Origin of the sequence: Streptomyces sp. NPDC127038 (genome assembly GCF_042725875.1) — a bacterium.
Classification (GTDB): Bacteria; Actinomycetota; Actinomycetes; order Streptomycetales; family Streptomycetaceae; genus Streptomyces.
Window position 1 is genome coordinate 66,129 of record NZ_JBHXDQ010000031.1, and the last position, 22,479, is coordinate 88,607.

General features: G+C 71.8%; 18 protein-coding genes. 6 read left to right on the forward strand and 12 right to left on the reverse strand.

The window, feature by feature from the left end:
- The first annotated feature begins 23 nt into the window (after positions 1–23).
- On the forward strand, positions 24–5,423 hold the full coding sequence (pulA, locus tag ACFWI4_RS21945) for a pullulanase-type alpha-1,6-glucosidase (RefSeq protein WP_387198752.1): 5,400 nt from the start codon (positions 24–26) through the stop codon (positions 5,421–5,423).
- Positions 5,424–5,548: 125 nt separating this feature from the next.
- Positions 5,549–5,914: a 5-carboxymethyl-2-hydroxymuconate Delta-isomerase gene (locus ACFWI4_RS21950; protein WP_385400540.1), complete on the forward strand. Its 366-nt coding sequence runs from the start codon at positions 5,549–5,551 to the stop codon at positions 5,912–5,914.
- Between the two features lie 23 nt (positions 5,915–5,937).
- Here ACFWI4_RS21950 and ACFWI4_RS21955 read toward each other — a convergent pair whose 3' ends face one another.
- From ACFWI4_RS21955 to ACFWI4_RS21975, 5 genes are all read right to left on the reverse strand, one after another.
- Positions 5,938–6,639, reverse strand: coding sequence for a TetR/AcrR family transcriptional regulator (locus ACFWI4_RS21955; RefSeq protein ID WP_385400542.1), 702 nt, complete (start codon positions 6,637–6,639; stop codon positions 5,938–5,940).
- 85 nt (positions 6,640–6,724) lie between these two features.
- On the reverse strand, positions 6,725–7,777 hold the full coding sequence (locus ACFWI4_RS21960; protein ID WP_387198706.1) for a PDR/VanB family oxidoreductase: 1,053 nt from the start codon (positions 7,775–7,777) through the stop codon (positions 6,725–6,727).
- Positions 7,774–8,694, reverse strand: a complete 921-nt coding sequence (locus tag ACFWI4_RS21965) for a metal-dependent hydrolase (protein WP_387198709.1) — start codon at positions 8,692–8,694, stop codon at positions 7,774–7,776. Before ACFWI4_RS21965 ends, ACFWI4_RS21960 begins: the two co-directional genes overlap by 4 nt.
- 80 nt (positions 8,695–8,774) lie before the next feature.
- Positions 8,775–10,703, reverse strand: a complete 1,929-nt coding sequence (locus ACFWI4_RS21970; protein WP_387198711.1) for a hypothetical protein — start codon at positions 10,701–10,703, stop codon at positions 8,775–8,777.
- A 50-nt stretch (positions 10,704–10,753) separates the two neighbouring features.
- Positions 10,754–11,263, reverse strand: coding sequence for a tetratricopeptide repeat protein (locus tag ACFWI4_RS21975; protein WP_385400554.1), 510 nt, complete (start codon positions 11,261–11,263; stop codon positions 10,754–10,756).
- Positions 11,264–11,416: 153 nt separating this feature from the next.
- On the opposite strand from ACFWI4_RS21975, the gene ACFWI4_RS21980 reads away from it, so the two are divergent.
- Positions 11,417–11,845, forward strand: a complete 429-nt coding sequence (locus ACFWI4_RS21980) for a hypothetical protein (protein WP_385400557.1) — start codon at positions 11,417–11,419, stop codon at positions 11,843–11,845.
- A gap of 94 nt (positions 11,846–11,939) precedes the next feature.
- Here ACFWI4_RS21980 and ACFWI4_RS21985 read toward each other — a convergent pair whose 3' ends face one another.
- The 6 genes from ACFWI4_RS21985 to ACFWI4_RS22010 all read right to left on the reverse strand — a co-directional run bounded on the left by ACFWI4_RS21985 (position 11,940) and on the right by ACFWI4_RS22010 (position 18,609).
- The gene (locus ACFWI4_RS21985) at positions 11,940–13,493 is read right to left on the reverse strand and encodes a DUF1996 domain-containing protein (RefSeq protein ID WP_387198714.1); all 1,554 of its coding nucleotides are present in this window, start codon (positions 13,491–13,493) and stop codon (positions 11,940–11,942) included.
- A gap of 346 nt (positions 13,494–13,839) precedes the next feature.
- Positions 13,840–14,826, reverse strand: a complete 987-nt coding sequence (locus ACFWI4_RS21990; RefSeq protein WP_387198755.1) for an NAD-dependent epimerase/dehydratase family protein — start codon at positions 14,824–14,826, stop codon at positions 13,840–13,842.
- Positions 14,827–14,958: 132 nt separating this feature from the next.
- A complete protein-coding gene (locus ACFWI4_RS21995) occupies positions 14,959–15,549 on the reverse strand; it encodes a winged helix-turn-helix domain-containing protein (RefSeq protein ID WP_387198717.1) in 591 nt (196 codons plus the stop codon).
- Positions 15,550–15,949: 400 nt separating this feature from the next.
- On the reverse strand, positions 15,950–16,978 hold the full coding sequence (gene glnII, locus ACFWI4_RS22000; RefSeq protein WP_387198720.1) for a glutamine synthetase: 1,029 nt from the start codon (positions 16,976–16,978) through the stop codon (positions 15,950–15,952).
- A 437-nt stretch (positions 16,979–17,415) separates the two neighbouring features.
- Positions 17,416–18,126 carry a hypothetical protein gene (locus ACFWI4_RS22005; protein WP_387198723.1) on the reverse strand — a complete coding sequence of 237 codons (711 nt, stop codon included), beginning with the start codon at positions 18,124–18,126 and terminating at the stop codon, positions 17,416–17,418.
- 96 nt (positions 18,127–18,222) lie between these two features.
- Entirely contained in the window at positions 18,223–18,609 is a 387-nt protein-coding gene (locus tag ACFWI4_RS22010; protein ID WP_387198726.1) for an arsenate reductase family protein, read from the reverse strand.
- 164 nt (positions 18,610–18,773) lie between these two features.
- On the opposite strand from ACFWI4_RS22010, the gene ACFWI4_RS22015 reads away from it, so the two are divergent.
- Entirely contained in the window at positions 18,774–19,082 is a 309-nt protein-coding gene (locus ACFWI4_RS22015; protein ID WP_385400570.1) for a hypothetical protein, read from the forward strand.
- Positions 19,083–19,147: 65 nt separating this feature from the next.
- Here ACFWI4_RS22015 and ACFWI4_RS22020 read toward each other — a convergent pair whose 3' ends face one another.
- Positions 19,148–20,344 (reverse strand): winged helix DNA-binding domain-containing protein, encoded by a 1,197-nt coding sequence (locus ACFWI4_RS22020; RefSeq protein ID WP_387198729.1) that lies wholly within the window; start codon positions 20,342–20,344, stop codon positions 19,148–19,150.
- 230 nt (positions 20,345–20,574) lie between these two features.
- On the opposite strand from ACFWI4_RS22020, the gene ACFWI4_RS22025 reads away from it, so the two are divergent.
- Positions 20,575–21,105, forward strand: a complete 531-nt coding sequence (locus tag ACFWI4_RS22025; protein WP_387198732.1) for a hypothetical protein — start codon at positions 20,575–20,577, stop codon at positions 21,103–21,105.
- A gap of 5 nt (positions 21,106–21,110) precedes the next feature.
- Positions 21,111–22,478: a DUF2252 domain-containing protein gene (locus tag ACFWI4_RS22030; RefSeq protein WP_387198735.1), complete on the forward strand. Its 1,368-nt coding sequence runs from the start codon at positions 21,111–21,113 to the stop codon at positions 22,476–22,478.
- The last annotated feature ends 1 nt before the right edge of the window (position 22,479 follow it).

Consider the following 22,479-nt stretch of genomic DNA (forward strand, 5'->3'; position numbering starts at 1 on the left):
GCTAGGAGTTCACGACTGTGGACCTGATACCGAGAGGGTCGGCGAGCCGCTTCAGCCGCCCCAGGCTGCGTGCAGCCGTCCTCGCCGCCGCACTGGCCGTATCGCTTGCGCAACCCCTTGTGGCGCGGGCCCAGACCCCGCCCGCACCGCCGTCGGACGCGAAGCTCGCCGCGACGCCGTCCCGGCACGACTCCACCCGTGACCAGTTCTACTTCGTCATGCCGGACCGTTTCGCCAACGGCGACACCTCCAACGACGAGGGCGGACTGACCGGCTCCCGGCTGTCGACGGGCTACGACCCCACCGACAAGGGCTTCTACCAGGGCGGCGACCTCAAGGGCCTGACCAAGCGGCTCGACTACATCAAGGGCCTCGGCACCACCGCCATCTGGATGGCGCCGATCTTCAAGAACCAGCCCGTCCAGGGCACCGGCAAGGACGCCTCGGCCGGCTACCACGGCTACTGGATCACCGACTTCACCAAGGTCGACCCGCACTTCGGCACCAACAAGGACCTGGAGACACTGATCTCCAAGGCCCACGCCAAGGGCATGAAGGTCTTCTTCGACGTCATCACCAACCACACCGCCGACGTCGTCGACTACAAGGAGAAGTCCTACGACTACCTCTCCAAGGGCGCCTTCCCGTACCTGACCAAGGACGGCAGGCCCTTCGACGACGCGGACTACGCGGACGGCACCAAGGGCTTCCCTTCGGTGGGCAACGGCTCCTTCCCCCGGACGCCCACGGTGCCTGCCGCGAAGAAGAACGTGAAGGTCCCGTCGTGGCTCAACGACACGACGATGTACTCCAACCGCGGTGACTCCACCTACGCCGGCGAGTCCACCACCTACGGCGACTTCTCCGGCCTCGACGACCTGTGGACCGAGCGTCCCGAGGTCGTCAGCGGCATGGAGAAGATCTACGAGCGCTGGGTCAAGGACTTCGGCATCGACGGCTTCCGGATCGACACCGTGAAGCACGTGAACATGGAGTTCTGGACGCAGTGGGCGACCGCCCTCGACGCGTACGCGGCCGAGCACGGGCGCAAGAACTTCTTCATGTTCGGCGAGGTCTACTCCGCCGACACGTCCATCACCTCGCCCTACGTCACACAGGGCCGGCTCGACGCCACCCTCGACTTCCCGTTCCAGGACGCGGCCCGCACCTACGCCTCCCAGGGCGGCAGCGCGCAGAAGCTCTCGTCCCTGTTCGCGGACGACTACAAGTACACGACCGACAAGGCCAACGCCTACGAGCAGGTCACCTTCCTCGGCAACCACGACATGGGCCGCATCGGGTACTTCCTGAACCAGGACAACCCCAAGGCCACCGACGCCGAGCTGCTGAAGAAGGACGAACTCGCCAACGAGCTGATGTTCCTCAGCCGCGGCAACCCCGTCGTCTACTACGGCGACGAGCAGGGCTTCACCGGCTCCGGCGGCGACAAGGACGCCCGCCAGCCGATGTTCGCCTCCAAGATCGCCGACTACCTCGACGACGACGAGATCGGCACCTCCCGTACGGCCGCGAGCGACGCGTACGACACGAAGGCGCCGCTCTACAGGACGATCAGCACCCTGTCGAAGCTGCGCAAGGACAACCCGGGCCTCGCCGACGGGGTCCAGACGGAGCGCTACGCGGCCGACGGCGCCGGCGTGTACGCCTTCTCCCGCACCGACGCGAGGACCGGCACCGAGTACGTCGTCGCCGTGAACAACGCCGACGAGGCCAGGACCGCCTCGTTCGCCACCGGTTCGGCGAACATGACGTTCCGTGCCCTGTACGGGACGTCGGCCTCGGCGACCAGCGACGCGGACAAGAAGGTCACCGTCACGGTCCCGGCCGGATCGGCGATCGTCCTCAAGGCCGCGGGCCGGCTCGCCGCCCCCGCGACCAGGCCCACGCTGACGCTGAAGGCCCCCGCCGCGGGCGCCACCGGCACCGTCGAACTGTCGGCGGACGTCACCGGAGGACAGCTCGACCGGGTCGTCTTCGCCGCGCAGACCGGCAACGGCGCCTGGCACACCCTCGGCACCGCCGACCACGCCCCGTACAAGGTCACCCAGGCCATCGGCAAGGACGTACCGGCCGGAACGGCCCTGCGCTACAAGGCCGTCGTCGTCGACTCCGCCGGACACACCGCGAGCGCGACCGCCGAGTCCACCACCGGCACCGCGCCCGCCGCCGAGGTCCCGGTCGCCTCCTCGCGCGACTACGCGGTCGTCCACTACAAGCGCACCGACGGCGACTACACCGACTGGCGCCTGTACGCCTGGGGCGACATCGCCGACGGCGAGGCCACCACCTGGCCGGCCGGCCACGACTTCGTCGGCCGCGACGCCTACGGCGCCTTCGCCTACGTCAAGCTCAAGCCGGGCGCCTCCAGCGTGGGCTTCCTGGTCATCGACAAGGACGGCAACAAGGACGTCGCGAGCGACCGCACGATCGACGTCACCAAGACCGGCGAGGTCTGGGTCGAGCAGGGCAAGGACACCGTCCTCACCGAACAGCCCGACCTGCCCGCCCAGGACAAGACCAAGGCGGTCGTCCACTACCACCGCGCCGACGGCGACTACACCGGCTGGGGCCTGCACGTGTGGACCGGGGCCGCGACGCCCACGGACTGGACGAAGCCCCTGGAGCCGGTGCGCACCGACGCCTACGGAGCCGTCTTCGAGGTGCCGCTCGCCGAGGGCGCGACCAGCCTCAGCTACATCATCCACAAGGGCGACACCAAGGACCTGCCCACCGACCAGTCGCTCGACCTCACGGCCGACGGCCACGAGGTGTGGCTCCTGGACGGCCAGGAGAAGTACCTGCTGCCGCAGCCCAAGGGCAGCGCCGCCGCGCTCGACCTGACCACCTCCAAGGCGATCTGGATCGACCGCGACACCGTCGCCTGGAACGGCTCCGACGCCGCCGTCTCCACCCAGCTCCTCTCCTCCCGCGACGGCTCCATCGCCGTCAAGGACGGCGGGCTGACCAGCGACGACGAGCGCTGGCTGCGGCTGGAGAAGACCACCCTCACCGACGCCCAGAAGGCCAAGTTCCCCTATCTGAAGACGTACACCGCCTGGTCGGTGGACCCGCGCGACCGCGCCCGGGTGCGCTCCGCGCTCGGCGGCCAGCTCGTCGCCTCCCAGCGGGCCGCCAACGGCGCCGTGCTCGCGGCGACCGGCGTGCAGACCGCCGGAGTCCTCGACGACCTGTACCCGGCGACGAAGGCGCACCTCGGACCGGTCTTCCACAAGGGCGTCCCCACCCTGTCCGTGTGGGCACCCACCGCCCAGTCCGTGAGCCTCGACCTCGCCGGCTCCACCGTCGCCATGAAGCGCGACGACGCCACCGGGGTCTGGTCGGTCACCGGCCACAAGTCCTGGACGGACAAGCCCTACCGCTACGTCGTCAAGGTGTGGGCGCCCAGCGTCCGGAAGATCGTCACCAACAAGGTGACCGACCCCTACTCGGTCGCCCTGACCGCGAACTCCGAGCGCAGCCTGGTCGTCGACCTGGACGCCAAGTCCCTCGCCCCGTCCGGCTGGTCGGCGCTCAAGAAGCCCAAGGCCGTACCGCTGCGGGACGCGCAGATCCAGGAACTGCACGTCCGTGACTTCTCGGTGGCGGACAAGACCGTCCCCGCGAAGGACCAGGGCACCTACCTCGCCTTCACCGACAAGAACAGCGACGGCTCAAGGCACCTGAAGGCGCTGGCGAAGTCCGGCACCTCCTACGTGCACCTGCTGCCCACGTTCGACATCGCCACCATCCCCGAGAGGAAGGCCGACCAGCAGAGCACCGACTGCGACCTCCCCTCCTACGCCGCCGACTCCGACAAGCAGCAGGAGTGCGTGGCCGAGACCGCCGCCAAGGACGCCTACAACTGGGGCTACGACCCGTACCACTACACGGTCCCCGAGGGCTCCTACGCCACCGACCCCGACGGCACCGGCCGCACCGTCGAGTTCCGCAAGATGGTCAAGTCGCTGAACGAGGACGGCCTCAGGGTCGTCATGGACGTGGTCTACAACCACACCGCCGCCAGCGGCCAGGCCGACACCAGCGTCCTCGACAAGATCGTCCCCGGCTACTACCAGCGGCTCCTCGCCGACGGCAGCGTCGCCAACTCCACCTGCTGCTCCAACACGGCGACCGAGAACGCCATGATGGGCAAGCTGGTCGTCGACTCGATCGTCACCTGGGCCAAGGAGTACAAGGTCGACGGCTTCCGCTTCGACCTCATGGGACACCAGCCCAAGGCCAACATCCTCGCGGTCAGGAAGGCCCTCGACGGGCTGACCCCCGCCAAGGACGGCGTCGACGGCAAGAAGATCATCCTGTACGGCGAGGGCTGGAACTTCGGCGAGGTCGCCGACGACGCCCGCTTCGTCCAGGCCACCCAGAAGAACATGGCCGGGACGGGCATCGCGACCTTCTCCGACCGCGCCCGTGACGCCGTCCGCGGCGGCAGCCCCTTCGACTCCGACCCCGGCGTCCAGGGCTTCGCCTCCGGCCTGTACACCGACCCCAACTCCTCGACCGCCAACGGCACCCCGGCCGAGCAGAAGGCCCGGCTGCTGCACTACCAGGACCTCATCAAGGTCGGCCTGACCGGCAACCTGGCCTCGTACCGCTTCACCGACTCCGACGGCAAGGAGGTCAAGGGCTCCGAGATCGACTACAACGGCCAGCCCGCGGGCTACGCGGCCGCGCCCGGCGACGCGCTCTCCTACGCCGACGCGCACGACAACGAGTCGCTGTACGACGCCCTGACGTACAAGCTGCCCGCGACGACCAGCGCCGCGGACCGGGCCCGGATGCAGGTCCTGGCGATGGCGACGGCCACCCTCTCGCAGGGTCCCTCCCTCTCCCAGGCCGGCTCCGACCTGCTGCGCTCCAAGTCCCTGGACCGCAACTCCTTCGACAGCGGCGACTGGTTCAACGCCATCCACTGGAACTGCCAGGACGGCAACGGATTCGGGCGCGGGCTGCCGACGGCCGCGGACAACTCCTCGAAGTGGCCCTACGCCAAGCCGCTGCTGACCTCCGTGAAGGTGGGCTGCGACCAGATCGACGGCACCTCGGCCGCGTTCCAGGACCTCCAGCGGATCCGTTCGACCGAGAAGGTCTTCTCGCTCGCCACGGCCGCCCAGGTGCAGTCGCGGCTCTCCTTCCCGCTGTCGGGCAAGGACGAGACCCCCGGCGTGATCACCGCGCGCCTCGGCGACCTGGTGATCGTCTTCAACGCGACCCCGGAGAAGCAGCAGCAGACCGTCGGCTCCCTGGCCGGGACCGGCTACCGGCTGCACCCGGTGCAGGCGAAGGGCTCGGACTCCGTCGTCAAGTCCTCGTCCTACGCGAAGGGGACGGGCTCCTTCACCGTCCCGGCCCGCACGGTGGCGGTGTTCACCCGGACCCCGTGAGGACGGACCGACCCGGTGGGGCGGCCCCGGACACCCGAGCTCGACGGGCGTCCGGGGCCGCCCCCGTCGCCGCAGCGGCGCTGCGGCTAGGGTGACCTGGACCTTTCACGGAACAGGAGCGCCCCATGCCGCAGATCACCGTCGAGACCTCCCCGGCCCTCGACCACGTCGACTGGGGTGCGTTCGCGCTCGCGCTGCACCCCGTGGTCGTCGAGATCGCGGCGGCGCGGCTGGAGGCGTGCAGGACGCGCACCCTGCGGACCGAGTACGAGGTCGTGGGAGACGTGACGGCCACGGGCACGGGAGGCCCCGCCATCGTCCACGTCGGCATCGCCCTGCTGGCCGGCCGCAGCGAAGAGACCAGGGCCAGGCTCTCCGAGGCCACGCTGGAGCTGCTGCGGGAGCACATCGAGCCGGCCGACGGGGGCACGCTGCACGTCTCCGTCGAGGTGCGCGATCTCGACCCGTCCTACCGCGGGTTCGAGGCGTAGCCCCACGCCCCGCGCGAAACCCGCTACGCCTCCGGCGGCGCGGCGAGCGCGAGCAGCCGGACGACGAGGTCGGTGAACGGCCCGTCGCCCGGCTCGTTCCGCAGCCCCTTGCGCAGCAGTGCCGCGACCTCCGGGTCGTAGGCCGCGCTGACCGCGGACAGGGCCGCGAAGTCGTGGACGAGCTGCACCTCCAGCTCGCCCCGCTCGATGCGCCGCCCGTCCAGCCAGATCAGCGCCGTCGACTCGACGAGCGAGATCCAGGAGCGGATCACCAGCTCCAGCCGGGCGGGCGGGTCCTCGACGTCCAGATGCGACAGGATCTGGAGATAGGCCGCCTGCCGTACGCCGTCCACGAGCGCGTTCGTGGTCGAGGAGCCCACGGCGGGACCGCCCCGCATCAACGCGGCGAAACCGGGCCCGTGGTCGTCCACGAAGTCGAAGAAGCGGCGCATCACCCGCAGCAGCCGCGCGCCCAGCGGCCCCTCGCGGGGCTCCACGAAACGGCCCGCGAGATCGTCGGAGGCGCGCTGCAACGCCGCCTCGTACAGGCTGAGTTTGCCCGGGAAGTAGTGGTACACCAGCGGCCGTGAGATGCCCGCGGCCGAGGCTATCTCGTCGATCGAGACCTCGTCGGGCGAGCGTCGGCTGAACAGGTCGAGGGCGACGCCGATCAGCTGCTGCCGTCGCTCCTCGACACCCATCCTGCGGCGTACCCCGGTTGTCATGCGGACACTTTACCGACCGGATCCGGCCCCGAACGGGCCGGTCCGGATGGGTCGGTCCGGGCGGGCCGGTCCTGGCGCGGGCGGTTCACATGTCCAGCACGATGCGGCCCCCTCGCGCCCGCGAGACGCAGATCAGCATCGACCCGGCCCGTTCCGCGTCCGCCAGCAGTTCGTCGCGGTGCTCGACCTCGCCCTCCAGGACCCGCTGCCGGCAGGTTCCGCAGAATCCCTGCTCGCAGGAGTAGAGCGTGCCGGGCAGCGCCTCGCGCACCGCCGCGAGAACCGTCGAACCGGCGGGCACGGTCACCGTGCGTCCGCTGCGCCGCAGTTCGACGTCGAAGGAGGTGTCGTCCGCGCCGGGCGGGGCGGCGGCGAACCGCTCCAGGTGCAGCGCGGCCCCGGCCGGGATCCGGGCCTCGACGGCCGCCATGAGCCCGTCCGGTCCGCAGCAGTAGACCGCGGTCCCCGGGGCGAGGTCCGCGAACAGCGCGTCCAGGTCGGGCAGTCCGTCCTCGTCCTCGGCGACGACGGTGACCTTCGTGCGGTCCTGCTTCTCGATCTCCTCCAGGAACGGCATCGAGGCCCGCGTCCGGCCGCCGTACAGCAGCCGCCGGTCGGCGCCGTCCGGGAGGGCCCGCAGCATCGGCAGCACCGGGGTGATCCCGATGCCGCCCGCGACGAACACGTACGCCGGTGCCTCGACGAGCGGGAAACGGTTGCGCGGCCCGCGCACCTCGACCCGCGTGCCCACCCGGAGCCGTTCGTGCACCTCGCGCGACCCGCCGCGCCCGTCCTCGGCCAGCCGGACCGCGACGGTGTACGAGGAGCGGTCCTCCGGGTCCCCGCACAGGGAGTACTGCCGCACGAGCCCGGAGGGCAGCACCAGTTCGAGATGGGCGCCCGGCTCCCAGGGCGGCAGGCCGGTTCCCTCCAGCCGTATCAGGACGACACCGTCGGCCACGCGCTCGTGCCGTACGACGGGAAGCCGCAGCGTCCGTGAGCGGGGCCGGCCCGAGACGGGCTCCTCCAGCGCCGGCAGCGGCCACAGCGGCGACGCCCCGATCCGGCGGCGCAGCGCACGCCGTACGAGCACGGCCGCGCCGGCGACGGCGACGACGGTCCCCAGCCTCGGCGTCACGCGGCACCCGCGGCCTTCTCCGCGGCCGAGGCGGCCGTCGCGGCGGGGGAGGAGGCCAGATAGGCGGCCGCCTGCTCGGTGGAGCCCTCCTGCGAGGGGTGGTAGGCGCGGCCGAGGTAGCGGGGGACGGACCGCAGCAGGGCTCCGGTCGGCGGCAGGACGCCCTGTCTGCCCGCGATGTAGAAGGCCTTGAAGCTCGCCCGGCCGTTCACGAGCGTCGGATCGTTCTCCATGAAGAAGCGGATCCCGCGCTGCCACAGGAACACGAGGGCGGTGAACGCGGTCGCCCAGGTCCGTGCCCGGCGCCGGTAGCCGCCGTCGAGGTGCATGAACAGATCGAAGGCCACCGAGCGGTGCTCGACCTCCTCGGCGCCGTGCCAGCGCATCAGGTCCAGCATGACCGGATCGGCGCCGCGCCGGTCCAGCTCCTCGGAGTTCAGGATCCAGTCGCCGAGGAAGGCGGTGTAGTGCTCGATCGCGGCGATCAGGGCGACGCGCTCCAGCAGCCACCAGCGGCGTGCCCTGCCCGGGGGCAGGGTCCGGTCGCCGAGGAGCTTCTCGAAGAGCCAGTCGACCTGCGCGGTGTACGGGGTCGGGTCGAGCCCGAGGTCGGCCAGGTGGGGCAGCACCTCGTCGTGCGCCTGCGAGTGCGTCGCCTCCTGCCCGATGAACCCGATGACGTCCTCGCGCAGCCGGTCGTCGCGGATGAGGGGCAGCACCTGCCGGTACACGTGCACGAACCAGCGCTCGCCGGCCGGCAGCAGCAGGTGCAGCACGTTCATGGTGTGCGTGGCGAAGGGCTCGCCCGGCACCCAGTGCAGGGGTGTGTCCTGCCAGGAGAACGACACGTTCCGTGCCTTGAGGGCCGTCCGCTCGGACTCGACCGGCCGGGGCAGCCGGCCCTGCGTGTTGGACATGGCGTCAATGTACTGACGGGTAGGCGCTCGGAGAAGCCCCCTGCGCCCACTTGTTTACGCGAGTGTCAGCAACGCGCCCGTCAGCGGAGCCCGGTGATGTCGCGGCCGTCCGTGAGGGTTCCCTTCAGCGAGGCCTGCGCTCCCTGCGTGGCCCGTACGGTGAGCAGCGGGCCCGCCGCGGAGCCGCTCACCCCGCCGGTCGCCCGGACCGACGCGGTGCCCTTGCCGCCGGCCGCGAGCAGGTACCAGACCCCGCCGCCCGACTTCCACAGCACCCCGGCCAGCACGTGCGGATCGCGGGAGCCGCACGCCGGGGAGTTCTCGGCCTTCGCGGCGACCGCCCCGTACACGCCGCCGGGGGTACGGAACTGGGCCAGCACCCGGGTGCCGCCACCCCGCCAGGTGTCGGCACGCGTGCACACCCAGGCCGCCGATCCGCTCCCGTCGGGCAGCGGCTGGCGCGCGTACTCCCAGGCGTTCACGCTCCGCACGCCCTGCGAGCGCATGGTGGCCAGCGAGCACGCGAACGGCGCCCACTCCCGCAGGTTCTCCGCGCCCGCAGCCTCCCGGGGCGCGGCCGGCCCGCCCGCGGTGAGGTGGGCCGGGATCAGCTCGCCGAGGTCGGTCAGCAGCCGGGTGCCGGTGGCGTCCTCGACCTGGAGCACGTTCCACGACGTGCAGGTGCCGGACTGCGGCGGACCGGCCAGCGGTGAGGTGGAACCGTCCGCGGACAGCGTGAGGTCCATCGCCCCGGCGGAGGGCTTCAGCAGATCGCGCTCGGCGGCCTTCTTCACCCAGGGCGCGGTCAGATACCGGACGTTGCCGTCGGCGCGGCCCAGCACGACCGCGCTCGCCTCCGCCCCGTCCGCCCCGTCGGCCCGCGCGAAGTCGAGGGCCGCGCCGCCCGTCCCGTCCTTCGGCTCGGCGTAGCGGACGACGCGCAGACCGTCGTACAGGAGCACCACCCGCGCCTCGTCGACGACGCCCTCGTACAGCAGCTGGGGCGGTCCCGGCGGGGCGCCGGAGGGGGTGCCCGGCGTGGCCGAGACCCGGACGGACTCCCCGGGCCTGGCCCAGACGGCGAGCGCCCGGCGCAGCAGCGCGTTGTCGCCGACGAGACCGCCGCGGGCCGGCCAGACGGAGAAGTCGGTGCGCGCGGAGGACTCCCAGGCCGCGGGCGCCACCCGCTCCAGCCGGGCCGGGTCGAGCGCCGCCTCGGCGGCCGGGTTCTGCGCGTACGAGGGGGCGGCGGCGCCGTCCGGGCCCCAGCCGTCGCCCGGCAGCGCCAGCAGCGCGCCGCACACGGCCGCGGCGGCGGTGGCGGCGAGCGCGGCCTTCGTGTGCTGCCTGCGCCGCATCAGATCGGTGGGCCGGGCCTGGAGCGAGCAGGGGTCGAACTCGGGGGAGTCGAGCAGCGCGTCCCGCGCCTCGACGCCGGAGGCCTCCCGCAGCGCGCCGGCCGGGTCCGCCACCCCCGCCGCCGAGAGCACCCGGCGCAGGGGCGCGTCGGCCAGCCTCTCCAGACCGCGCAGCACATAGGCGGCGCGGGCCGGTCCCGACAGCGCGGACAGCCTCTGGTCCAGGGCGAGTTCGTCGGCGCCGCCGGAGCGCGGGAAGAGCCTGAGGCCCCACACCTGGGGCAGCAGCGGAGGCAGCTGGGACCGCTTGGGCCACGCCCACCGCCGCAGCGGCACTCCCGCCTCCAGTGCCGTGCGCACCACCTGGAGGCGTACGAAGGCGTAGCCCGGGTCGCCGTCGCGGCCGCCGCCGCTCTGCTGGGCCGGGATCGCCGAGGTGTCGCCCGCCGCCCGGCCCCGCGGCAGGGCGCGCTGGGCGAGGGCGTGCGCGGTCAGCACCCGCCGGTTGCGGCCGAGGCTCGGCGGGAGCATCAGATAGGCCAGCCGGACCAGCCGCGGGTAGTGCTCGACGAGCGCGGCCTCGGCCTGTTCGATGCCGACGACCGCTCCGGCGGAGGGTCCGGGGCGCGGGGCTACATCCTGTGACTGCACGTTCAGCAGAACGAGCGAATCGGCGGTTGGTCACCGGCCCCGCCGAGGACTCAGTCCGCGGATTCCCCGGGTTCCACGAGCAGCCGCGCGTAGTTGGCCATCGACCGCTGGTAGCGCGGCAGATGGGGGGCCAGGGCGCCGATCACCAGGGCCAGGCCCTCGCGTTCGCGGCCGAGATCGGCGAGGCACAGGGCCAGACAGGCGCGCACCGCGTCGTCCAGTTCGTCCGAGGGCGCGACCAGTTCGGGGGTGAGGAGCTTGACGCCCTCGTCCGCCTGGCCGATGTTGCGCAGCGAACTGGCGAGCTGGATCCGCGTCCGGCGGCCCTTGTAACCGCTCAGCCCCCGGGCGAGAGCCTCCCGGTAGAGGGGGACGGCCTTGTCGGAGTGGCCCGTCGAGTCCCAGGCGCAGGCCTGCTCGAACGGGCCGAGCGGGCTGTCCGCGGGCAGTTCGGCGACCAGCGCGTCGATCACCGCGCGGAAGTCCGCCGCCCGCTCCTCCTCGTAGTCGTCGAAGCCGGCCCAGGCCGCCGCCGTACGCTCTTCCCAGTCTTCGTTCACGTGTGTCACCCTCGCACAGCCGTGTCCCGCGCGGTACCGGGTTCCCCGTCCGCGCGGGCGGATTGAGCGCCGGGCGGCCCGGAGCCGTATCGAAGGCAGAGCCCTTGCCGGGGCTCTTCTCGGCGTGACCGCCGACAGGTACCGGAGGAACGTATGAGGTTGACACGCGGGACGCTTCTGACCGGGGCGGCCGTGGCCGCGCTGCTGGCGCTGACGGGCTGCGGCGGCGGCTCGGACGGCAAGGGCGCGGCGGCGAAGCAGACCGTCCCGCCCACGGCGACCGGCAGTCTGGAGGAACTGGCCGCCGAGGTGAAGTGCAATCCGAGCATCCAGACCGACGCGGACGAGATCCGCCAGGGCGTCTGCAAGATCAGCTCCGGCAAGTTCATCCTGGCGACCTTCGCCACCGACCGCGGCCAGCGCGAGTGGCTCAACGGGGCCAAGGACTACGGCGGTTCGTATCTCGTGGGCGCCAAGTGGGTCGCCGTCGGGGACCAGAAGATGGTGACGACGCTGCGCGGGCGGCTCGGCGGGACCCTGGAGGAGGGCGCCTCGCACGGCGGCCATCAGCACAGCGGCTGACCGCCGCGCGGGCCGCCCCGGATGGGGGCCGCCGGGTGAGGGCACAAAGAAAGCCGGTGACGGGGAGTTCCCGTCACCGGCTTCCTCATGGGGGCTACCTACAACGCTGGCCGTTGTTGATGCAGGTGACCATCTTGTTCATCAGGGCGTCGTCGAAGACGTTGATGAAGTCGTCGTGGTCGGTGGCCGGCTTGTGCAGCTGCTCCGGGAATCCGTCCACCGCGTAGGCGTTCTTGATCTGCCCGTTGGTGAGGGTCGGGGCCCGGAAGTTGTAGACGAGGCGCATCGTCAGCTGCGGGATCGCCTTGAAGCCGTTGGCGCAGTTGCCCTGGGCGTCGGCGAAGGCCACGTGGGTACGGTGGTTCGCGCTGTCGATGTTCACCCCGTCCCAGCAGCTCTGGAAGGCGAAGGTGCGGACCACGGTGCTGCCGCGGGGGCAGATCGGGTACTGCTGCGTCAGCTGCACCTTGTTCTCGAAGCCGGTGCAGCTCCAGTGGGCGTTGGCGTTCGCGAGACCGTTGGTCGTGGTCTTCGCGTCACCGGTGATGATGCGCAGGAACTTCGGCATCGCGACGACCTTGCTGGTCGGGCTGCCGACGAACTTGATCTGCGCCTGCTTCACCTGCTGGATCGCGCCGACGTTCTGTTCCTTGCCGCCGCCCAGGTTGTTCTGGTCGAAGTCCTGGGTGCCGTTCTGGATGCGCACGACCGGCCAGTAGTACGTCGACTTGTCACCCTGGTTGGCACAGGACGTCTGGGCCGCGGCGAACGTGTCGTTGGTGGCGAAGGCGTCGTTCGACTGGTTCCCCACGTAGTCGTGCAGGTGGTGCGCGCCGTTGGAGACACCGGGCGCCACGATCACGTTGTCCGTGTTGAACTTCTTGTTCGCGTTGACACCGCAGGACGAGGAGAACACGCCGGCCGAACCGGCCGCCCCGATCCTGGGCTTGGCGGTGACGTTCGGCTGGACCTTGGTGATGTCGACGAAGTCGGTCGCGAGCGGGCCGTTGCCGGCCTGGCCGCCGTTGTTCGCCTGGGCCGGCGGAGCGCTGGCGCTCGCGGAGGCTCCCGCTCCCGCTCCCGCGTTCGCCCCGGTGCCCGCACCGGCGCTCGCGCTCGCCGCGGCCGACGGGGCGGCCGTGGCGCCGCCGTTGTTCTGCCCGCCGTTGTTCTGACCGGCGGCAGGCTGACCCGTACAGGTGGAGAGCCCGTCGAGCCAGCCCGGCGTCCTGCCACCGACGCGGGTGATCTCCAGCTTGATCCGGTCGATGATCACCGATCGGTTCTGCTTGAGCGGCGTGAGGATGGAGTTCTGGACGAAGCTCGCGTCTCTCGTCTGCGCGTCACGCGTGGTCGCCAGCCGCTGGTAGGCCGCGGTGATCTGCTGGTCGAGGGTCGCCAACTCCCCGTCGACCTGGCCCCGCGCCTGGTTGGGGACGTTGGTCAGCTTCTGGCCGACGTCCGGGCAGCTGATGGTGGCCACCTGGGCGGGCGCGGACTTGGTGGTGTTGGCGCCCGAGTTGCTCTCGTGCGCCGAGGCGTAGAAGTTCGCCCAGACCAGCCCACCCCCACCGATCGCGAGCGCTGCCGACGCGGCAACGGCGCGAACGGCCAGCGGCGAACGGCGTTTTCGAATGTTGCGTCCCATGGAACTCCTCTGACTTCCTTGCGGGGCAGCGAGGCGCCCGACAGGAGTGAAGCGGCTCCGTTCCATACGCAGGAGGTGCGCGAGGTGTTCAGGGGTCTCGGAAGAATCTTTGAAAGTCCTGAGGCCAATTCGGTCACAATGGTCCCAGAAGCCCGCGAATTTCCGGGAGTTGATCTCGGAATTCAGGTTTGAGCACGCATTTCTTGACTCGTATTCAGTAGCCGCGCGGCCCCCGAAGGGCTTCGGCGGCATCGGACCCTCATCCACGCGGGGCGTCAACTGCCCTGTGCCGATGCCGAGTTCGTGGTGCGGCCGCCGAAGCCCCCGGGGCGGGGAATTGCCGGGTTCAGATTCCGAGGACCTTCGCCTCCACCGCCGGATCCAGCCCCACCGCGGGCCGGTCGGCGCGCGACGGAACGGGGCCGTCCAGCGAGCGGAGCCAGTTCCAGGTGGCGTCGACCGTTTCCTCGACCGGACGGCACCGCAGACCCGTCCCCAAGGCCCGCGAGACATCGCCCGAATACACCGCGGCGTGCAGTTCCGAGCCGGGCGGCACCCACACCGGAAGCTGCGTCCACGGTTCGATCCCGGCGCCGAGCACGGCCTCGGGGTCCGTCCAGCGCAGCTCGGCCCGCGATCCGGTGGCCCGGACGCAGGCGTCCAGCAGCGCCCCCATCGTGCTGTGTCCCGGAGGGCTCACCAGGTTGTACGCCCCGCCGAGTTCCGTCTCCACGGCGCCGAGCGTCCATTCCGCCAGATCGCGGACGTCGACGTACTGGAGCGGCAGGTCACGGGGTCCCGGAGCCAGTACCGGGCCCCCGGCCGCGATCCGGTGCAGCCACCACGGCAGCCGTCCGACGTTCTCGTGGGGTCCGAGGATCAGTCCGCAGCGCACCAGCAGCGACCGGTCGCCGCCGAAGGCCTCGACGGCGGCCAGTTCACCGCCCCGCTTGTCCCGGGCGTAGTCGGTCGCGTCGGCGCCGGCCGAGGCGCCCTCGACGAGCGGGGCGTCCTCGGCGAACCCGGTGGCGCGGGGCCACGCGTACACCGAGCAGCTCGACACGTACACATGGCGGGAGACCCGCCCGGCCAGCAGCCGTGCCGCGTCCCCGACGGGCCGCGGCGCCGCCGACCAGGTGTCGACGACGGCGTCCCAGGTGTCCGTGGTGCCGGCGAGCGCCGCGAGCCCGTCCGGTGAGGTGCGGTCGCCGAGCAACGACCGTGCGCCGGAGGGGGGTTCGTGGCGGCCCCGGTGGAGGACGGTGACGTCCCACCCCCGGGTGAGCGCAGCCTCCGCGACCGCCCGCCCCACGAACTCCGTACCGCCCAGCATCAGAAGTCTGCGTGTCATACGGACGACTGTGCCCGCACGGACCGTCCGGCGGAACTCCGTTCTGCCGACAGGAGATCCGCCGGACGGGCCGCGTGCGCGCGCGGGTCTACGGGCGGCCGGGCGCCCGAAGGGTCAACGGCCGGTCGGCGGCGTGTACTTGTACCCCACCCGGCGGACCGTCTGGATCGCCTGGCGGTGCCGGGAGCCGAGCTTGCGGCGCAGCCGCGCGACATGGACGTCGACGGTCCGTCCGTCGCCGACGTGTCCGTAGCCCCACACCGTGGACACCAGCTGGTCGCGGGTGTGCACCCGGTGCGGATGCCGGACGAGGTGCGCGAGCAGCTCGAACTCCAGATAGGTGAGGTCCAGGACCTCGCCGTCGACCTCGGCGGTGCGCTGCACGGGGTCGACGCGCACCAGCGGGTCGGCGGCGTCGACGGGGGCGGGGTGTTCGGCCGGGGCCGCCGCGGCGACCGGCAGCAGGGCCTGCTGGTCCGCCGGTACGAGCACGAGGTAGCCGATCATCGGCGGCTGACCCGGCAGGACGGGCAGCGCGTTCTGCGGAGCGGGCAGCCAGGTGGCCCCCGGGGGAAGGAAGGCCGTCACGTCGACGCCCGCGACCTCGTCCCGGTCGACGGCACGCAGCCGGTGCCGTGCCGGGACGGACGGGGGAGAGGCGAGAGGGGAGGTTGCGACGGAGGAGAAGGAACGGGTGGTCGCCATGAGAGGTCAGCTCTTTCGCGCGAGAAGTTCGTCGGGAGGCTCGACGGCCGCGAGTTCGTGGTCGGGCGGTCGAGGACGTACGTCGTGCGCGCTGGCCGAAGGCCGGGGTGAACGGCTTTAGAGGGCCCGCGCGTTCGTCGCGCGACAACACACCCGGTCGAAGTCGTGGTGCTGACGTGAGGGCCAGAAGGGCTCGAGGTCATGGCGACCCGTCGCGACGCACTTCCGGAAGTTGGCCATGAACCCATTGAAGCAGACACGGCCCCGTGACAGGAGTCTCTGCTCACTGCTCGGACGGCTCCCTGGCGCGAAGTCGACGCCGTACGGACGCCGTCGCTCCGGCGACGCGAAGGGGCGTCCACCGTGACGGTGGACGCCCCTTCGGGAAGGACGGGCGGGATCAGACCTGGCCGGCCTTCTCCAGCGCGGTGCAGCAGGTGTCGACGATCAGACGCGTCACGACGTACGGGTCGACGTTCGCGTTGGGACGGCGGTCCTCGATGTAGCCCTTGCCGTCCTTCTCGACCTGCCACGGGATGCGGACCGAGGCGCCGCGGTTGGAGACGCCGTAGCTGTACTCGTTCCACGGGGCGGTCTCGTGCAGGCCCGTCAGACGGTCGTCGATGCCGGCGCCGTAGTTCTTGACGTGGTCCATCGGCTTCGAGCCCTCGCCGAGCGACTCGCACGCGGTGATGATGGCGTCGTAGCCCTCGCGCATCGCCTTGGTGGAGAAGTTGGTGTGCGCGCCCGCGCCGTTCCAGTCGCCCTTCACCGGCTTCGGGTCGAGCGTCGCGGAGATGTCGAAGTCCTCGGCGGTGCGGTAGAGCAGCCAGCGGGCGACCCACAGCTGGTCCGAGACCTCGAGCGGCGACAGCGGGCCGACCTGGAACTCCCACTGGCCGGGCATGACCTCGGCGTTGATGCCGGAGATGCCGAGGCCCGCCTTGAGGCAGTTGTCCAGGTGCGCCTCGACGACGTCACGGCCGAAGATCTCGTCCGCGCCGACACCGCAGTAGTAGCCGCCCTGCGCGGCCGGGAAGCCGCCCTCGGGGAAGCCGAGCGGACGCGAGCCCTTGAAGAACGTGTACTCCTGCTCGATGCCGAAGATCGACTCCTGGGCGGCGAACCGCTCGGCGACCTCGGCCAGCGCGGCACGGGTGTTGGACTCGTGCGGCGTCATGTCGATGTTCAGGACCTCGCACAGGACGAGGATGTCGTCGCCGCCGCGGATCGGGTCCGGGAAGCTGGCCACGGGCTTGAGTACGCGGTCCGAGGCGTGACCCTCGGCCTGGTTCGTCGAGGAGCCGTCGAAGCCCCAGATCGGCAGCTCCGCACCCTTGGCGTCGTCGGCCAGGATCTTCGTCTTGGAACGGAGCTTGGCCGTCGGCTCGGTGCCGTCGATCCAGATGTACTCAGCCTTGAAGCTCACGGGCCACATCCTTCGGGGTGGGTCTTGATCGCACTTGCGGGTGCTGCGGCGCTGCGGCACTGGGGCGCCGCCGGGGATGACCGGAAGCCTGTCAACCAGCGATTTCCCGAGCGTTGCCCGAATGTGAACCCCGTGTTACCTGGGTCGTATGTGCCCGGTCTCACATGCTCCGCGCGATCACCTTCGACTGCTTGTGATCGTTCGCGACCGCGACCTCCCGGCCCTTCTCCCACCGGGACGCCGGGGCTCCGGCGGGGGTCCCTCGTATGCGATCCGGGTGAAGCCGCGAAGGGCGATGTGTCCCGATTTCCCGGCGGGCCGAGCGTGCGAGGCCGGGACCGGCCGTCCCCGCGCACGGCCGCCCGCGCACACGAAAGCCCTGCCGCACCGACCCGGAAGGGGTCGGCGACGGCAGGGCTTCCGGTCCGTTCCGCCCGTTATCCGACCTTCTCGATACGGGCGTGACGGATGAGGAACTTGCCCGGCTCACGGACCTGTTCGAAGGCCGCGTTGTTGAGCAGGACGCAGCTGCCGGAGACCGACGTGACCTGGACGGTCGTGGACTTGTTGTTGTCCAGGTTGGTGACCTTCAGCTTCGTACCGGCCGGGAACTGGTTGCTGGACGCGGCCGGTGCGCCGCCCTCGCCGGAGAGCGTGACGGTCGAACCGTTGCAGACCTGCTGCCCGGTGGCGGCGGCACCGCCCGCGTTGTTCGCGGGGGCGCTCTGCGCCGGAGCCGCGGGGGCGGCCTGGGCGGGAGCGGACTGTGCGGGCTGAGCGGGCTGCTTGGCGGCCTGCTGGCCGGTCTGGGAGCCCTGAGCCGACTCCCCGACAACGCAGCCCGACGCCTGCTGCTGAACCTTGATCTGTGCGACGACCGCGTTGCGGTTCGCGATTCTGGCCGCCGACTGGGAGTCGGGGTGGGCCTGCTGGTCCGCGATGAAACTCAGGTTGTTGCCGAGCGCGGTGGCCAGGCCCTGACACGCGATCGAGTCCTGGGCCGACGCCGCCTTCAAGGGCTGAGCGCTCTGCGGCGACGCCGCGTTCGAGGTGGCGGCGAAGGCGAAGGCCCCGCCGCCCGCCAGGGTCGCCGCGCCGGCCAGCAGGGCGATCTTCTTCTTGGTGCTGAGAGTTCTCCTACGCGACATGCGCGCCTCCAGAGAGTGGGGGAGCGTTACGTCGCTATGTACGAGATGCCGAACGCAGTTACTCAACGGTTACGGCATTCACTTGAGTAACCTGGATCACAAGGCAGTTGAGGAGGAGCCGGGCCCGCGGGACAGGGCCTCGCGCACCGCCTCCTCCGTGCGGCCCACCAGAGCCGTGCCGTCGTCCGCGGTGATGATCGGCCGCTGGATGAGCTTCGGGTGCTCGGACAGCGCCGCGATCCACCGCTCCCGGGAACCGGCGTCCCGCGCCCACTCCCCGATCCCCAGTTCCTTCGCGTCGGCCTCACCGGTCCGCGTGATGTCCCACGGTTCGAGGCCGAGCCGGTCGAGGACCGCGCGGATCTCGTCCGCTGTGGGCACGTCCTCCAGATAGCGGCGCACGGTGTACTCGGCACCCTCCGCGTCGAGCAGGCCGATCGCGCTGCGGCACTTCGAACAGGCCGGATTGATCCAGATCTCCATGCCGCACACGGTACGGCAGACACCTTCGCCCACAGGCGTCACGGAGCCCCCAAAGCCCTTGTGGCCAGCGGCTTTTGTCAGTGCCCGGCGGTAGAATAGAAGCAGTGTTCGAGGGTGTCGCCGGGGGGTCCGGACGGCGCCCTGACCGCGACAGGAGGATGCCTGTGCCCGCTGCCGCACTGAAGCCGCTGCCCACTCAGTCCACATCCAGGAGAGCGGTTCCGCTGGAGCTGCCGTACGAGCCCGTGGAGAAGCGCCCGCTGCCGCCGGGGCGCCCCCGCGACTGGTACGTCACGCACAACCGCCGGCTCAAGGCGATGCGCCTCGCCATCGCCCTGCTCGACTCCGGCGTCTACGTCCCGAACCAGGCCCGCGACGAGAAGATCCGCAGCACCGCGCTGCTCATCGGCGTTCACCCGCCGTCGGACACCACGTGCCACATGGTGCGTGCCCTGATGAGGTACGCGCGCTGAGGAACCGAGCCCACTGACCGGAACCGGGCGGCTCCGCCCCACGGCGGACCGCCCGGCACCGGTCCTCACTTCTCCGACAGTTCGCGTTCCAGGGGGGTCCGGAAGCGGGGGGTGATCCGGGTGTCCGCCACCCAGGAACGGAGGCGATCGGCCTCCGCCGTGATCGCCTCCCGGGCCTCGCGGCCGACACCCCCCGTCTCCAGCAGCCGCCAGACGATCTCGCCGTCGGGACGCTGCGCCCAGCCCCCGACCACCCGGCCGTCCCACCACACCGTCGGACCGACGTTGCCGCTGCGGTCGAACAGGGCCGGCCGCAGGTCCGGTCCCAGGAACCAGTCGCGCTCCGCCCGGCTCATCGGCGCCGGATCGAGGCCGGGCAGCAGGGCGGCCCAGGGCGCGTCCGGCGCCTCCACCGCCTCCTCGTCGCCCGCCGCCACGTACCCGGTGACCCCGTCGTCCAGGGAGACGGCCACCGCCCCGCCCGCCGCCAGCGCCCGCCGGACGTCGGTGACCTTCCAACCCGTCCACCACTTCAGGTCGGCCTCGGTTGCGGGCCCGCACGCCCTGAGCCAGCGGTCCAGCAGCTCGGACCGGGCCTCGGCGGGCGGCACCGGGGGATGGGGCGGCGCGACCGCCCAGCGGAACTGCGTCGACGTCCAGGAACCCAGCGGACGCCCCCGCACCACCCGGCCCTCGACCCCCAGGACACGCATCAGCCGGGACGACACGGTGTGCACACTCTCGTAGCTCTTTCCGGGCGCGTAGGCGAACTGCTCCTTCAACCGCGGCTCGTCCGCGCCGAGTTCGTTCACCGTGGCCTCGCCGCGCCGGGCCAGCGCCGCGAGCGCCGACGCCTCGACCTCGTCGAGCCACGGCCCGGTCAGCCGTCCGCCGCTTCCGGCGACCAGGTCCTTGACCAGAGCGGCACGGGCCTTCGCGGCGATGTCGAGCCCCGTCGAGGCGTGCACCACGGCCGCCAGCGAGGTGGGGAACACGAACACGGTGTGCCGCATGCCGTGCATCCGTACGAGTGAACGGTCCTCGTACAGCGCCCGCTCCAACCCCGCCACGGTGTCCCGGGCGTCGGTGAGCCGGGCGCCCACCGACAGGTACACCGTCGCCGGGTCGGTGCCGTGCAGCGCGACCAGGGAGTCCGCCACCTCCTCGGGGGCCGACGCCCGCGCGGTGCCCGCGAGCCGCTGCCGCAGCCCGAGCCGTGCCCGCCGCTCCGCCACCCCGATGTGCCGAGGCTTTCCCGTCACGTCGTCTCCGTCCGGTCGCTCCGTACCGCTCACTGCCTCCCGGGTGCCCGGCGCTCCGTGCCCGGCGCCCGCGCCCCGCTCCTCCCATCCTCGCGGACGCGGCCCCGTCACGGGCCGGGTTCACCCGTTGGACGCAGCCGGGCATGCGGCGGACCTGACCGCGGCCTTGACTTGGGCCACCGCGAGGAAGCGGGATCCGGAGGCGAACCAGGACCACGTGGGGAGAGACGATGCAGCAGAGGGACGGCATACGAGGACCGGTCCGACTGATCCTGGCCGCGTCCGTGGTGGCGGCCCTGGCCGCGCAGCTCACCGCCTGCTCGGACGACAGCAGCCCCTCCGGCACCGCGTCCAAGGCGGCCTCCGCCGCCTCCCGCGCCGCGTCCGCCGTCTCCCAGGCCGCCTCCGCCGCCACCGAGGCCGGTGACGCCCTCGCCTCCGCCACCGCCGAGGCCGGCCGGAAGTTCGACGAGTTCAAGAGCGGCGTGGACGCCAAGGACGAGGTGAAGCTCGACGGGAACCCCGGCCCCGACTCCGACGGGCGCGCCACCGTCAAGGTCACCGCCGCCAATCCGACCTCCGCGGCGAAGTCGTACGTCGTCCAGGTCGACTTCCGCGACGCGAGCGGCAACCTCCTCGACACCACCGTCGTGACGGTGGACGGCGTCCCCGCCGGCGGTTCCAAGGACGCCACCGCCCGCAGCAACCGCTCCCTCACCGGTGACGTCAAGGCCGACGTCGCCCGGGCCGCAAGGCACTGACGGCCGTGCTCCGCGACAGCGTCACGGCCGGCACCGCCGGCACGGCGGACCGGGCCGCCCACGGACGGGCGGCCCGCAAGCGGGTGCGCCGATCCGCGCACGGCAGCTGGATCCCCGCCGCCGGCCGCCCCGACCCCGTGGGGATCCTCCAGGCACAGGGCCGGGACCGGCTCCCGGAACTGCTGCCCATCCGGTACGCCCGGATGGCGGCCTCCCCCCTCGCCTTCCTGCGCGGGGCCGCCGCCGTCATGGCCGCCGACCTCGCCGCCCAGCCCCACACCGGACTCACCGTCCAGCTCTGCGGCGACGCCCACCTGCTGAACTTCGGCCTGTACGCCGCCCCGGAACGCCCCCTGCTCTTCGACCTCAGCAACTTCGACGAGACCTTCCCCGGCCCCTTCGAGTGGGACGTCAAACGGCTCGCGGCCAGCGTCGCGGTCGCCGCCCGGGAGAACGGGCACAAGGAGGAGCACGTCTTCGGCGCGGCCCGTGCCGCCGCCGGGCAGTACCGCGAATCCGTACGGCGACTGGCCCGGCAGGGCGAACTGACCGTCTGGTACCAGCACATCGACGCCGGTCTGCTGCTGCCCCTGGTCCGCTCGGGCCGCCGCGGCCGGCGCGCCGAGGCCACCCTCACCCGGGCCCGCCGCCGCACCAGCCTGCTGGCGCTGGGCAAGCTCACCGAGACCGTCGGGGGCCGCCGCCGGATCGTCCACGACCCGCCCCTGCTGGAACCGGCCGGATCCATGGACATGGCCTCGCTCCGCAAGATCTTCAGCGACTACCGCTCCACGCTCCCCGAGGAACGCAGGCTGCTCCTCGACCGTTACCGGTTCGTCGACGCCGCCCGCAAGGTCGTCGGCGTGAGCAGCGTCGGCACCCGCTGCTTCATCGTGCTGCTCGCCGGACGGGACGCCGACGATCCGCTGTTCCTCCAGATCAGACAGGCGGGACGGTCCGTGCTTGAGGAGCACCTGCCCAGCGGCCCGTACGTCCATCCCGGGCGCCGGGTCGTCGCGGGCCAGCGGCTGATGCAGGCCGCGGGCGACGCCTTCCTCGGCTGGACGACCGGCCCCGAGGGACGGGCGTTCTACTGGCGCCAGCTGCACGACATGAAGGAGTCGGCGGACATCTCCGGCATGGGCCCGGGCGAACTGCGCGCCTACGCCCGGCTCTGCGGCACCGCCCTGGCCCGGGCGCACGCCCGCTCCGGCGACCGCGTCGCCATCGCCGCCTATCTCGGCGGCGCCGACACCTTCGAGCGGGCCGTCGCGGAGTTCGCGCTGCGCTACACGGACCGCAACGCCGCCGACCACGCGGCGCTGGGCGCGGCGGTCATCGCGGGTGTGGTCCCGGCGGCGCCGGGCGTCTGAG

Coding starts and splice junctions, on each gene's coding strand:
- ACFWI4_RS21985 (WP_387198714.1), bottom strand. CDS start 13,493: ATGGGACGCAACATTCGAAAACGCCGTTCGCCGCTGGCCGTTCGCGCC.
- ACFWI4_RS21955 (WP_385400542.1), bottom strand. CDS start 6,639: ATGACAACCGGGGTACGCCGCAGGATGGGTGTCGAGGAGCGACGGCAG.
- ACFWI4_RS21995 (WP_387198717.1), bottom strand. CDS start 15,549: ATGGCGACCACCCGTTCCTTCTCCTCCGTCGCAACCTCCCCTCTCGCC.
- ACFWI4_RS22010 (WP_387198726.1), bottom strand. CDS start 18,609: ATGGAGATCTGGATCAATCCGGCCTGTTCGAAGTGCCGCAGCGCGATC.
- ACFWI4_RS21980 (WP_385400557.1), top strand. CDS start 11,417: ATGAGGTTGACACGCGGGACGCTTCTGACCGGGGCGGCCGTGGCCGCG.
- ACFWI4_RS21990 (WP_387198755.1), bottom strand. CDS start 14,826: ATGCTGGGCGGTACGGAGTTCGTGGGGCGGGCGGTCGCGGAGGCTGCG.
- ACFWI4_RS21950 (WP_385400540.1), top strand. CDS start 5,549: ATGCCGCAGATCACCGTCGAGACCTCCCCGGCCCTCGACCACGTCGAC.
- ACFWI4_RS22005 (WP_387198723.1), bottom strand. CDS start 18,126: ATGTCGCGTAGGAGAACTCTCAGCACCAAGAAGAAGATCGCCCTGCTG.
- ACFWI4_RS22025 (WP_387198732.1), top strand. CDS start 20,575: ATGCAGCAGAGGGACGGCATACGAGGACCGGTCCGACTGATCCTGGCC.
- ACFWI4_RS21965 (WP_387198709.1), bottom strand. CDS start 8,694: ATGTCCAACACGCAGGGCCGGCTGCCCCGGCCGGTCGAGTCCGAGCGG.